Source organism: Desulfatiglans anilini DSM 4660 (assembly GCF_000422285.1).
GTDB lineage: Bacteria > Desulfobacterota > DSM-4660 > Desulfatiglandales > Desulfatiglandaceae > Desulfatiglans > Desulfatiglans anilini.
Genome location: NZ_AULM01000025.1, coordinates 25450 through 38149, shown reverse-complemented (window position 1 = coordinate 38149; position 12700 = coordinate 25450). Strand labels below are relative to the sequence as shown.

Below are 12700 nucleotides of genomic sequence, written 5' to 3'. Positions count from 1 at the left end.
AAATCATTTTGCTCTGGTTTGCAAAGAGTTTCTCTGACCGCCGGCCCGAAGGGGTGGGACTGAGCGGCCGAAGGCGGTGAAGAAAAGGAAGCGTTTATGCCTGGATGGCAGCAAGATCGGAAAGCCGAGGGAGGAGGAATGGTGGATCGAAATTTGATCTATGTGACGGCCGCCAGCGTCGATGAAGCGCGGCGGATCGGCAGGCATCTTGTCGTGGAGCGTTTGGCTGCCTGTGTGAACATCTTCGAAGGGATGCAGTCCTTCTACTGGTGGGAGGGGGCGGTTCAGGAAGACCGTGAGGTGGTGCTGGTGGCCAAGACGCGGTCGGACCTGGTCCCGCGTGTGGTGGAGGCGGTGAAATTCATGCACAGCTATGAGTGCCCCTGTATTGTGAGCATCCCGATAGCGGGCGGATATCAACCCTTTCTGGAGTGGATCGATCGTGAAACGGCCTCGGGGGACGAGCGGGCGCCTGGGGCGTGACCGGGTGATCGGGGAGATTTGCTGCGCCTTCGAACGTACTGGATTGTATTCGCTCGCCGGCAGGCGCCCGGAGCAGTTGGAGACCTCCGGCCACCAGTACACAGGCGTTGAACGCTCGCCGGCAGGCGCCCGGAGCAGCTGCCTCCAGTTCGTGCGCGGCGCTGTTCGCCGCTTCGGTAAAACGGGCCAGGCCAATCCCAATTCGTGGATGGGCTCCCGGCGGGAGCCGGCAGGCGAAGAGAAGGCCCTCTCACGGGCCTGCTCTCATGGTCTTCGACGGCGCCGGTAACGGACGACGAGCAGGAATCCGCAGGCCAGGGCGAAGAGGATGACGAGCCCGACATTATAACGGTAGAGGATGCGGTCGATGCTTTCACGCACGTGATCCCAGTTGCTGCCGAGGGCGTAGCCCATGGAGATCCAGATGAGGTTCCAGACGGCGGCGCTTACCATCGAAAGCAGAGCCACGACCGGGAGCCTGAGGCGGGAAAACCCTCCGAAGAGAGCGATTGCCGAACGGATCCCCGGGAAAAAACGGTTCATCAGGATCAGTCCGTAGCCGTAGCGATGAAACCAGATCTCGGCGCGGATGATGTCGCATGCCTTCAGGAACCAGAAATCCCTTTCGATGAAGAAATGCCGGCCGAAGTAGCTGCCCGCCTGAAAGAGCGCCAGGAACCCTGCCAGGCTTCCAATGGTCGTGACTGCATAGACGCCGGCGAAACCCAGCTTTCCGGACCCGACCAGGAAGGCGCCGAAGGCGGTGATCGTGTCTCCGGGGATGGGCGGAAAGAGGTTTTCCAGAAAGGCGCAGAACCCGAGCAACGCATAGATCATTCCTTCGGGCAAGTCTCCGATCCAATGGAGAAACTGGTCAAGGTGATTCAACAGGGGGACTCCTCGAGGTGTTTTCCGGAACCGGGCGAGGCCCTGAAGGCGGCCCCGCCGATCGCCGGCTGTGGGAAAGCGCCGATCGAGGACATTATTGGCGGGCGGGCGTCAAAAGACAAGCCCTCTTTTTGCCTTGACTGCCCGCGTGCCTTTTGTTAGCTAGATTTCATCCGGACATGGTTTTTTTGGCCCATCTCGGCGTCCATCTGCAGGTTTGCTTGTGCGGCGGCGTGCAGGTCGCCTCCGCGCAAACGCTTGATTTCCTTGATGTTGGCCAAACCGGGACCCGCCGCGAAGGGGTGGGACGGAGCACCCGAAGGGTGTGAAGAAACCGTGACCCACCCCGGAGGGGTGGGTCTGAGCACGCGCAGCGTGTGAAGAATAATCCTCATATCCGGATTGGAAAAGGGGTTCTACGGGGAAATCATTTCCGTTCCGCCTTGCGGGCAGGGCGGGACCGATTCATCGAGCGAGGAGAAAACAGAGGCCATGGCAAAAGAAAAATTGAAACGCAAGGAATTGTTGAAGTCTCCGGACGAGTTCCTGACCCTCTCCGAGAAGGTCCTGCGCTATCTGAGCGAGCACACCCGGCAGGTGAAAATCGCCGTGATCGGGTTGGCCGTTGTGTTCGCCGCGTATCTGGCCGGGTGGGGGTATCTCAAGCATGTCAACAAGGCCGGCCAGACGGCCTTCAATGAGGCGTACGAGATCGTCAGCGACAACCTCGGGCCGGATCCCGACGTCGAGGCGCTCAAGCGGGCGAAAGACCTGTTCGCAGAAGTGATCGATGATTACGGGCTGTCGAAGGCGGCCGATCTCGCACTGCCCCAATTGGCGCATCTTTACGCCCTCGACGGGCAGTACGACGAGGCCATCGAGGCCTACCGCAAGTTCAACGACGCCGTTTCGCACAAGCCGCCGTATCCTGCGCTGAGCGCGTTGGCGATCGCTTCCATCTATGAAGACAAGGGGGAATTTGACAGGGCCGCTGCGGAGCTTGCCCCGGTGGTGGCCGAGGAAGAGAGCCCATTCAAAGAGTCGGCCGTTTACCAACTGGCGCGTCTGTATGATTTGGCCGGTCAGGAGGACAAGGCCGAGGCCCTTTTCAAGGAATTCGTGGAAACCTATCCTAACTCCATGTTTAAACCGATGGCGGAAGCCCGGCTCTGATGTCATCGGCGGGCCGGTTCAGCCGCGCCCGGGAAAAGTACCCACGTCGTTTTTTGCCCGGCCCTGCGGATTCATTCTTTTCGAGGAGGAATGCTATGCTGATCGGTGAAATTCTGGCCCGCAACGCCAGGATGTACGGGAAGGAAATCGCTTTGATCGAGAGGGACCCGGCCAAGGGGAAACGGCTGGAGATGACCTGGGAGGCCTTCGACGAGGCGGCGAACCGGATCGCCAACGGCCTGATCGTGAAGGGAGTGAAGAAGGGGGACAAGGTCATTCATTTGATGATGAACTGCCTCGAATGGCTTCCCGCCTACTTCGGCATCCTCCGGACCGGGGCATGGGCCGTGCCGCTCAATTTCCGCTTCTCCTCATCGGACATCCGCTACTGCGCAGAGATCGCCGAGGCGAAGGTCATGATCTTCGGCGAGGAGTTCATCGACCGGTTGGCGCCCATCAAGGATGAACTCGGGACAATCGAGCATTTCATCTTTTCGGGTCCCCCGGATCTCCGGCCCGAGTACGCGGAAGATCTCAACGCTTTCATGGCGGGGGCTGCGGCGGATGAGCCGCGTGTCCCGATCGATGTCCTCGACGAGGCGGCGCTCTATTTTACGTCCGGAACCACCGGGACCCCTAAGCCGATCCTTTTGACCCACCGCAACCTCGAATTTTCCTGCGTTGTCGAAAACCGCCACCACTATCAGACCCACGCCGACAATTTCCTCTGCATCCCGCCGCTATACCACACCGGCGCCAAGATGCACTGGTTCGGAAATTTTATCGTGGGGGCGAAGGCCGTCATTCTGAAGGGGGTCAAACCGCAGTGGATCCTGGAGGCGGTGTCCGAGGAGAGGGCGACCATCGTCTGGCTCCTCGTACCCTGGGCGCAGGATATCCTCATCGCGATCGAGCGGGGGGAGGTCAAACTCGAAGATTATCACCTGGACCAATGGCGTCTCATGCACATCGGGGCGCAGCCCGTTCCGCCGAGCCTGATCAGGAACTGGAAGAAGGTTTTCCCGCATCACCAGTACGACACGAACTACGGATTGAGTGAAACCACCGGCCCCGGATGCGTGCACCTGGGCATCGAGAACACCCACAAGGTCGGCGCCATCGGTGTCCCGGGCTTCGACTGGGAGTTCAAGATCGTCGATTTCGAGCGGAAGCCTGTTGCCCCGGGCGAACCAGGCGAGTTGATGGTCAAGGGGCCGTGCGTCATGAAGGAGTATTACAAGAACCCGCAGGCGACCCGGGATACGCTTTTCGACGGGTGGCTGCTCACCGGGGACATGGCCCGCGTCGACGAAGACGGTTTCATCTGGCTGGTGGATCGGAAGAAGGATGTGATCATCACCGGCGGAGAGAATATCTTCCCGGTCGAAATCGAAGATTTTCTGATGGAAAATCGACTCATTCAGGATGCCGCGGTGATCGGTCTGCCCGATGAGCGGCTCGGGGAGGTCGTGACGGCGATTGTAAAGCTGAAGGAGGGCGCAGAGATGGACGATGCCGCTTTCTTCCAGTATTGCGAAGGCCTGCCGCGCTATAAACGGCCCCGCCGGGTGTTCTTCGACGATGTCCCGCGCAATCCCACCGGCAAGATCGAGAAGCCTAAATTGCGCAAGAAATATGCCGGTGCGGCCGAGACCTTCAAGATCAACCCTTGATCTTTTTACCTGCAGCGCATCTTCGCGGGGGTCGCCGGCCGCCGCATGGACGGTGCAGCTGCAAATGGGAGGGAAGCCTGCCGGATATCAGGAGAAAAGGTCTTTTTGCTTGACATGTTTCCAAACGTTCAGTATGAAAAGATAGCTAGAATATAGCTGCAATATGACCAGCCTTGCACCAGGCGGCCTCCGTCGCTCCGTGGCTGCCTGATGGTCGACGATGCAGTGCCATCCTGTTTATGCAGACCCAGCTCTTCAGTGTTTCGGGCCCTCCGGGCCCGAGGGGGAGAGACCAAACAACCAACCATGGAAGTCGGGGGAGAAGATGCACAAATTATTGACAGATGCACCAGGTAAAAAGATGCTCTTGTTGGGCAATGAGGCCATTGCCAGGGGAGCCCTGGAGGCGGGGTTGTCTTTCGCCACCTGCTATCCGGGAACGCCTTCTTCGGAGATTCCTGAGCAGTTCCTCCATATCAGCCAGGAAACCGATCTTTACTTCGAATACTCGACGAACGAAAAGGTTGCCCTGGAGGTGGGGGCCGGGGCGGCGGCCTGCGGGTTGAGGACCATGGTGACGATGAAGCACGTGGGGCTCAATGTGGCCGCAGATCCGCTGATGACACTCGCCTATGTCGGGGTGAAAGGCGGGATGGTGATCGTGAACGCCGACGACCCATCGCTTTTCTCGAGCCAGAACGAGCAGGACAACCGGTATTACGCCCGTCTTTCAGGGCTTCCGATGCTGGAGCCGACCACCGTCCAGGAGATGAAGGACGCCACGGTTGCAGCCTTCGACCTGTCCGAGGAACTCGGACTTCCGGTCATCCTGCGAACCACGACGCGCCTGAACCACATCCGCGGAGGGGTGGAACTCGGCAAGCTGCCTCCCAGAAAAACCAAAGGGACCTTCAAAAAAGACCCGTTCAATCTGGTGACAGTCCCCGCGGTCTCGCGCAAATTGCACCAGGTGCTGCTCGAAAAGTACGACCGCGCGCTCGAAAAGTCCGAGCAGTGGCCTTACAACCAGTTGACGGGGAAAGGCAAGTGGGGCATCGTCGCCAACGGTGTGAGCGTCAACTACGTACGCGACGCCGTCGTCGATCTCGGCATTGCGGACAAGGTCACACTCCTCAAACTCGGCTTCTCATGGCCGCTTCCGAAGGCGCTCATGACGCGGTTCCTCAAGCAGGTGGACAAGGTTCTGGTGGTCGAGGAACTGGAGCCGATCATGGAAAACGAGCTGAAGGCCCTCGCACAGGAAAACGGGATCACGATCCCGATCAAGGGCAAAGGGGTCGGCGGCCTATCGCGTCTTTTCGAATACGATCCGGGTCTGGTCCGCAAATCAGTCGCGGAGTATTTCGGGATCGATTACAAAGCCCCGGCGATGGTCGAAATGTCCGACCTGCCTCCGCTGCCCGGCAGGCCGCCTAACCTGTGTGCAGGCTGCCCGCACCGCGCTACTTTCTATGCGGTGAAGCAGGTGTTCGGCAACGAGGCGGTGTACCCGACGGATATCGGCTGCTACACCCTGGGCGTCCTTCCGCCTATTTCCATGGCTGATTACCTGATCTGCATGGGATCTTCGGTCAGCAGCGGCTGCGGTTTCGCCGAGGGGACCGATCAGAAAACCGTCTCCTTCATCGGCGACTCGACCTTTTTCCACTCCGGTATCACCGGCCTGGTCAACGCTGTGCACAACAACCACAAGTTCACCCTCGTCATCCTCGACAACGGCACGACGGCCATGACCGGCCATCAGCCCCATCCGGGGGTCCAGGCGAACCTGATGGGCCTGGACCGGACGCGGGTCTCGATCGAAAACGTCGTAAGGGGCTGCGGCGTGCAGGACGTGCATGTCGTAAAGCCTTTCAAGATCAAGAAGACGATCGAAGCCTTGCAGGCCGCCAGGGACTACGATGGCCTTTCCGTGGTGATCTCCGATGAGTTCTGCCCCCTGTTCGCGAAAGCGACCAAACAGTTCAAACGGGGGAAGGTCTTCACCGTCAATCAGGAAAAGTGCAAGAACCACAGGGACTGCATCAACAAGCTGGCCTGCCCGGCCATGTTTGTAGAGGAGGAGAAGGTCCGGATCGACGAGAATATGTGTATCGGCTGCTCGGTCTGCGCCCAGGTCTGTCCCGAAAACGCCATCGTGCCCGTGAAATGAGGAAAGGGAGGCTTTAATGGAAACGAAACGATTGGTATTTGTCGGCGTCGGTGGCCAGGGAAATCTTTTAGCCTCGCGTCTGTTGGGGGAAGCGGCTCTTGCCGCCGGCATCCCTGTTGTGGTCAGTGAGATTCACGGTATGGCCCAAAGAGGCGGGATCGTAGAATCGGCTGTGTTGATGGGGAACGTCACCAGCCCCATCGTGTCAGGGGCTGAGGCGGATGTCCTGATCGGCTTCGAGCCGATCGAGACCCTGCGGGCCATGGGGAAGTGCAGTGCGGACAGCCTGGTGATCACCAACCTGAGCCCGCTGCCCCCGTTTACGGTTTCTATCGGGCAGGGCAAGTATCCGAAAGTGGAGGAGGCCCTGGAACTGATTCAGAAGAAGGTCAAGAAAAAGGTCATTGCCTTGAACGGGAGCGCACTGGCGGCGGAGGCCGGCAACCCGCTTTCGCTCAATATGGTTATGCTCGGCGCCTTGATCGGATCGGGCGCCGTCCCGATCACCCCTGAAGACATGAAGAAGACCATCGCTGCGTCCACCAAGAAGGCGTTCCTCGAGTCCAACATCAAGGCCTTCGATTTAGGGATGGCGGGTGCCAGATAAACCGTTTGCTGCTGTGGGGGCAGGCTTTGCCCCCTTTTTTTCAAGGGATCGGGGAGGCGTTAGCGTTTTCCCGATCCTCCTGTTTTTTCCCTCAACGCTTCGATCGCCGGATCGCCCGGGCGATTGTCAAGGGGAACCACGATGGGCAAGGTGACCCGAATCGCCCTGGTATCGACCCCCTGGCCGCTTTTCAATCGACCTTCCATCCAACTGGGCGCCCTCAAGGCCTTCCTTTGCCGGGAAGTGCCGAATCTCGAAGTCGATGCCTTCCATCCCTATCTGGCCATTGCGGCCGCACTCGGCTACGATGTGTATCGCGAAATCGCGGATCGAACGTGGCCCGCCGAATCGCTTTACGCCGCACTGCTTTATCCTGACCGGCGCGCCGGCCTGCAGAAGTTTTGGCAGCGGCAGGTCCGACACGTCCCTATCCTGCGGCGCCTCTCTTTCGAGGAACTCCTCGGCGCCCTCGATCGGTCATCCGCCCGCTTCATGGACGGGATTGAATGGGATCGCTTGAGCCTGGCCGGGTTTTCGATCTGTCTGGGGCAGCTTACGAGCAGTCTGTTTTTCATCCGGGAAATCAAGCGGAAAAGCCCCAACGTATTGATCACGGCCGGCGGGTCCTCGTGCGCCGGAGATATGGGGTCAAGTCTCCTGCGGGCCTTTCCGGAGATCGATTTCGTCGTTCAGGGGGAAGGCGAGAGGCCGCTCGTCCACCTGGCGCAGCATCTCGGCGGCGGGGCGGCTCCCGACGCGGTCCCGCCCTGCCAGGGTTTGATCGGGTGCAAGGCGAGCCAATCCGCTTCGGAGACCTTCCAGGTCGATTCGCTCGATGACTTGCCCTATCCGGATTTCGCAGACTATTTCAAGGAACTGGGTGCCTTGCCGCCGTCCAGACGGTTTTTCCCGCGCCTGCCGATGGAGATCTCGAGGGGATGCTGGTGGCGCGGAGCGGGGCGCGCAGCCCGGTCTTCCGGGTGCGCCTTCTGCAATCTGAACCTCCAGTGGTGGGGATACCGCGCGAAGAGCCGTCAGAGGATCCTGGACGAGCTCGATGCCCTCACCGGCGCATACCAGGACCTGTCGGTCTCTTTCATGGACAACCTGCTTCCGGCGCGGGAACTGGCGGAGATCTTCGATGGGATTCAAGGATTGGGCCGGGATTTCCGCCTCTTCGGCGAGATCCGGGCCAGGACGCCCTTGAAGGCCCTGCGGGCGATGGGCATGGCGGGGGTGCGGGAGGTGCAGGTCGGGATCGAGAGCCTGAGCACCCGGCTGCTCGAGCGCATGCACAAAGGCACGAGGGCTATCGACAACCTGGAGATCATGAAGCACTGCGAGGCCTGCGGGTACCCGGATCTTGCCGCCAACCTCATATTGGAGTTCCCGTCGAGCGGGGAGGCAGAGGTGGCGGAAACCCTCATGAACCTGGACTTCGCCCTGCCTTTCAGACCGCTCCGGGGGATCTCCTTCTGGCTCGGGTACGGAAGTCCGGTTCATGCCGATCCGGAGCGCTACGGGATCGGCAGGGTCCGCAACCACCCCTTCTACGCGCGTCTTTTCCCCTCGGCCGTTTTGCAGGACCTTAAACTGATGGTCCAGGGATACAGCGGCGGGGTGCTCCGGCAGAGGCGTCTCTGGCGCCCCGTGCGGGAGAAAATCAAGGCGTGGCATCGATCCTACCAGACCCTGCATGGAGGCGGTGAGGGCGGCTCCATGGCCTGCGAACCCATCCTTTCCTACCTCGACGGGCGCGATTTCATGATCATCCGGGAGCGCCAGCCGGGGGCCTTCCAAAAAACCCACCGTTTGAAAGGCCTCTCGCGCGATCTTTACCTCTTTTGCGACGTCCAGCGGAGTCTGCGGGCGATCCTCACCCGTTTTTCCGGCCTTGGAGAGGAGCATGCGCTTCCCTTCCTCCGGATGATGGTCGAAAAGCGCCTCATGTTCAACGAGGACGATCGTTATCTGAGTCTTGCCGTGCGCTGCGGCCCGCTGCGGAAGGGCTAGCGTTTCTCGTACACGGCCAGGATGCCTCCCAGGGGACGGGGATCGGTAAGGAGGCGCATGCCCGGGTAGCGGGGCATGATGCTGCTGAGGCCGTAGACCAGGAAGCGCGCCCCGGACCGGGCGCGCCGGCGGATCAGTTCGCTGAACTCCTCGTGCATGATGAGGTAAGTGTAAAAGAGGTCAAAGTCCTCGAAGGGGATGCCTGTGGCTTTCCTCAAGGCATCGTGGACATCCGGTGCGGTCGAATCGCCGTGGAAAAGATGGATGTTCCGGGGAGGCGGAGGGCATCCTTCCTGTTGGAGGCGTGCCTCGAGGGACTGCCTGAGCGGGGCGTATTCGTCCAGTGTCCATTCATCCAGTTCGATGCCGGCCGAGACGTGTGTCAGGTAGCTCATGAGAACATTGACCCGGCCGTCTGCGCACCCGAGATCGAGAAAACGCGACTGGCCAGGTATCAGCCAGCCTTCCTGCACGAGGGTTTCAAGACATTGAAGGAGGACCAGCAGGTCGGTGGAGCGCCGGAAGCCGAGCGCCCCCACGTCCCCGACCTTGCGCTCGTCATAGAAGCCGGCGACGGCTTCCAGGGTCCGCCGGTGCGGCAGAACGCCCTCCGGCGGTCCGCTTCGGGGGCGCATGCTGCTGGGTGAAAGGTCTGCCGGATGATCGGGCTTCATGACTTCAGCACCTTCTTGATGCGCTCGTGGAGGAGAAACAGCGCCTCGAGTTCCTCGCCTTCCCTGTTACGCAATCGGGCGAGGCCTTCGGGGCGGATGCGGTCGGTGATCTTGCGGCAGACATAGTTGACGCACAGGACATGCCTTGCGGTGAGGAGGCAGCCCTTTGGGCCGAGGAAGAAGCAGGAGCGGGGATCTTGGCGCCGCTTGGGGAGGGCGGCCCCGAGGAGCCGGTTGATCAGGAGCAGCACCGCGTCATAGTGTTTTTCGAGGCCGGCCCCGCAGCATGAGCCGCCCTCCAATGCATCGCAGCGGCGGCAGATCTCGACGATCCCGGTCGACTGCAGGGCTTCGCGGGAGCCCGCTGCGGCCCGTCTGAAGCGGGAGAGCAGCGCCGCTGCATCCTTGTCGGAGCGCAGCTTCCCTTCAGCGGCCTCGCAGCAGGCATCAGCCCACTCGATGCGGTCCTCGATGGAGCCTGAAAGCGGGGGCGGCGGGCGGAACATCAGTTCAGCCGCGGATGACCGCAGTGTTTTTTGCCTGATTTTCCGGGTGCGGAATCGCTGGACGATTCTTCTCCCGCAAATTCCTTCAGCCCCTCGGCCAGACTGCGCAGTTTGAGGTCCACCAACTGGTTGATGGATCCTTTCGGGTAGGTGCCGTCGGCCTTGCGCTCGCCGCCGGGGACGCCGGTGAGGATCTCGATTCCCTCATCGATGGTGCTGACCGGGTAGATGTGGAAACGGCCGCCGGCGACGCTTTCCACGATGTCCTTACGGAGCATGAGGTCCTGGACGTTGCTTGCCGGGATCAAAACGCCCTGATCGCCCGTCAGTCCCCGCAGGCGGCAGCAATCGAACCACCCCTCGATCTTCTGATTCACTCCTCCGATCGCCTGCACCTCGCCTTTCTGATTGACGGAGCCGGTGACCGCCAGGGTCTGCTTGATCGGCACCCCGGAGAGGCTCGAGAGCAGGGCGTAGATCTCGGTCGAGGAGGCGCTGTCGCCGTCCACTCCGCCGTAGGACTGCTCGAAGGCGATGCTGGCGCTTATCGTCAGAGGCTTGTCCTGGGCGTATTTCTTGCGAAGGTACCCGGCCAGGATCAGCATGCCCTTGTTGTGCGTGCTGCCCGAAAGGTCCGCTTCCCGCTCGATGTTGATGATCCCTGCACGCCCCATGGAGGTGGACGCGGTGATCCGCGAGGGCTTGCCGAACATGTAGTCCCCGAGGCTGTAAACCGCAAGTCCGTTGACCTGGCCGACCACCTCGCCGTCGGCGTCGATCATGAGGGTGCCGCGGTCGATCATCTCCTGGATGCGCTCTTCGATCAAGTTGGCGCGGTAGATGCGGGCCTCGATGGCCTTTTCCATGTGTGCGGCGGTAACGATGTCCTGCCCGTCTTCACTGGACCAGAAATTGGCTTCGCGGACCAGGTCGGCGATCTGGGGGAAGGAGGTCGTTATCTTTTCCTGCCGTCCGGTCATTCGCACAGCTTCTTCGACGAGTGCGGCCACTGCACTGCGGTCGAGGGGCTTCAGGCTCTCCTCTTCGGTCGTGCGCTTCACGAAACGGGCGACCTGCAGGATGCTTTCGTCCGTCTTCTTCATGCTTGTGTCGAAGTCCGCCCGAACCTTGAACACCTTCTGGACGTCTTCGTCATAGGCGAGGAGCAGATAGTAAACATAAGCGTCCGCGGTCAGCACCACCTTCGTGTCGATCTCGATGGGTTCGGGCTTGAGGCCGCTGGTGGTGAAAAGGTAGAAGGGGTCGTAGGTCTGGATCTCGAGCTTCCGGCTCTTGAGCGCCCGCTTGAGGGCCTGCCAGACCCCGGGCTCGACAATGGCATCGAGGAGGTTGATAACCAGATAGCCGCCGTTCGCTTTGATGAAGGAGCCGGCCTTGATCTTGCTGAAATCGGTGCGCCACAGCCCGTGGCGGTCGACAATACGCTCGATGGCGCCGAAGATGTTCCGATAGGTCGGGTAATTTTCGACGATGACCGGCTGGCCCTCCTGCTTGCTGTTGTCGACCAGCAGGTTGACCTGATAGGGCTGGAAGGGGTCCGACTCCGGGAGGATCCCTGCCATTTCCGGCGGGATTTGGTGCTGCGGGGTTCGGAAGATCTGAAGGTGGTCGGCCATGTCGTTCAGCATGGAGCTCAGGTAGGCCGTAACTTTTTCGTTCTTGAACTTGGCGGAGAGGGGGTCGGTCAGCTCCGAGGCGTTCTTCATGAAAACGACCCGGTCCATCTTTTCGATCTTCTGCTGGACTTCTTTCTGCAGATCCCGCAGTTCGAGGAAGATCTGGTCGATCTGTTCGCGCAGCTTCGCCTGCTTCGCCTTGAGGACCTCGAATTCCTCTCTCGGAAAGCGCCCCTTTTCGACCATGGCTTCCAGCTGATCGATGTGCATCGGATTGTCGTCCACGACCGGCATGACCTCCGGCCGCTTGATCTGCCCCATCTGGATGTCTACGAGGGCGAACCCCTCTTCCTTGACCTTCTGATCCAGGCCCTTGAAGAAGCTCTTGCCCTTCTGTTCGTAGGTCTCCATGATCTCTTTTTTCAGGCTGATGTATTCCTGGCTTTCAAAGAGCTGAGGGATCTCCTTTTTCAGGGTTTCCACGAGCTCGTGGACGTCCTTTTTGAACTCGGCCCCCTTTCCCTGGTCGAGTTGGATCAGGGCAGGGGCTTCAGGATTCTCGAAGTTGGCGACATAGCAAAGATCCGGCGGCTTTTTGTCTGTCCGGCGCATTTCCTCCAGAAGCTTCTGGACGGTGGACATTCGGCCTGTGCCGGCAATCCCGGTCACGAAGATGTTGTACCCCTGTTTGTCCATGCCCATCCCGAATCGAAAGGCCTCCACCCCGCGATCCTGGCCGACGATCTCTTTGAGCGGATCGAGGTCGTTGGTTGTTTCGAATTCGAAGGCAGCCGGGTCGAGACGCCAGCGCAACTGCTCTAAAGGGACTTCAGGGGTCTTTTTCTTTCTGGGCATCGATGTCCTCCTTGTTTC

At 60.3% G+C, this 12700-nt stretch carries 12 protein-coding genes; 7 read left to right on the top strand and 5 right to left on the bottom strand.

Annotated features, from left to right (window positions below; genetic code table 11):
* The first annotated feature begins 138 nt into the window (after window positions 1-138).
* Together cutA and H567_RS28625 are read left to right on the top strand one after the other, a co-directional pair.
* Entirely contained in the window at window positions 139-483 is a 345-nt protein-coding gene (gene cutA / locus H567_RS0115275; RefSeq protein WP_035254694.1) for a divalent-cation tolerance protein CutA, read from the top strand.
* On the top strand, window positions 443-772 hold the full coding sequence (locus tag H567_RS28625; protein ID WP_153306215.1) for a hypothetical protein: 330 nt from the start codon (window positions 443-445) through the stop codon (window positions 770-772). Before cutA ends, H567_RS28625 begins: the two co-directional genes overlap by 41 nt.
* On the opposite strand, the gene H567_RS25260 is transcribed toward H567_RS28625, so the two are convergent.
* Window positions 748-1371, bottom strand: a complete 624-nt coding sequence (locus H567_RS25260) for a DedA family protein (RefSeq protein ID WP_153306214.1) — start codon at window positions 1369-1371, stop codon at window positions 748-750. The two genes, H567_RS28625 and H567_RS25260, sit on opposite strands and share 25 nt — an antisense overlap.
* Before the next feature lie 158 nt (window positions 1372-1529).
* A complete protein-coding gene (locus H567_RS29885; RefSeq protein WP_279614996.1) occupies window positions 1530-1652 on the bottom strand; it encodes a hypothetical protein in 123 nt (40 codons plus the stop codon).
* Between the two features lie 211 nt (window positions 1653-1863).
* On the opposite strand from H567_RS29885, the gene H567_RS0115255 reads away from it, so the two are divergent.
* The 5 genes from H567_RS0115255 to H567_RS0115235 all read left to right on the top strand — a co-directional run bounded on the left by H567_RS0115255 (window position 1864) and on the right by H567_RS0115235 (window position 9010).
* Entirely contained in the window at window positions 1864-2544 is a 681-nt protein-coding gene (locus tag H567_RS0115255) for a tetratricopeptide repeat protein (RefSeq protein ID WP_153306213.1), read from the top strand.
* Between the two features lie 95 nt (window positions 2545-2639).
* The gene (locus tag H567_RS0115250) at window positions 2640-4217 is read left to right on the top strand and encodes a class I adenylate-forming enzyme family protein (RefSeq protein WP_028322067.1); all 1578 of its coding nucleotides are present in this window, start codon (window positions 2640-2642) and stop codon (window positions 4215-4217) included.
* Window positions 4218-4542: 325 nt separating this feature from the next.
* Window positions 4543-6390: an indolepyruvate ferredoxin oxidoreductase subunit alpha gene (iorA, locus tag H567_RS0115245; RefSeq protein WP_028322066.1), complete on the top strand. Its 1848-nt coding sequence runs from the start codon at window positions 4543-4545 to the stop codon at window positions 6388-6390.
* Window positions 6391-6406: 16 nt separating this feature from the next.
* Complete coding sequence (locus H567_RS0115240; protein ID WP_028322065.1) at window positions 6407-6997, top strand: indolepyruvate oxidoreductase subunit beta; 591 nt, start codon at window positions 6407-6409, stop codon at window positions 6995-6997.
* A 141-nt stretch (window positions 6998-7138) separates the two neighbouring features.
* Entirely contained in the window at window positions 7139-9010 is a 1872-nt protein-coding gene (locus H567_RS0115235) for a RiPP maturation radical SAM C-methyltransferase (protein WP_028322064.1), read from the top strand.
* Here H567_RS0115235 and H567_RS0115230 read toward each other — a convergent pair.
* The 3 genes from H567_RS0115230 to H567_RS0115220 are packed head-to-tail and all read right to left on the bottom strand — an operon-like array spanning window position 9007 to window position 12682.
* Window positions 9007-9684, bottom strand: coding sequence for a hypothetical protein (locus tag H567_RS0115230; RefSeq protein ID WP_028322063.1), 678 nt, complete (start codon window positions 9682-9684; stop codon window positions 9007-9009). The two genes, H567_RS0115235 and H567_RS0115230, sit on opposite strands and share 4 nt — an antisense overlap.
* Window positions 9681-10190, bottom strand: a complete 510-nt coding sequence (locus H567_RS0115225; RefSeq protein WP_028322062.1) for a hypothetical protein — start codon at window positions 10188-10190, stop codon at window positions 9681-9683. The genes H567_RS0115230 and H567_RS0115225 overlap by 4 nt, the downstream gene beginning before the upstream one ends.
* Window positions 10190-12682 (bottom strand): Lon protease family protein, encoded by a 2493-nt coding sequence (locus H567_RS0115220; RefSeq protein WP_028322061.1) that lies wholly within the window; start codon window positions 12680-12682, stop codon window positions 10190-10192. The genes H567_RS0115225 and H567_RS0115220 overlap by 1 nt, the downstream gene beginning before the upstream one ends.
* Window positions 12683-12700: the final 18 nt, after the last annotated feature.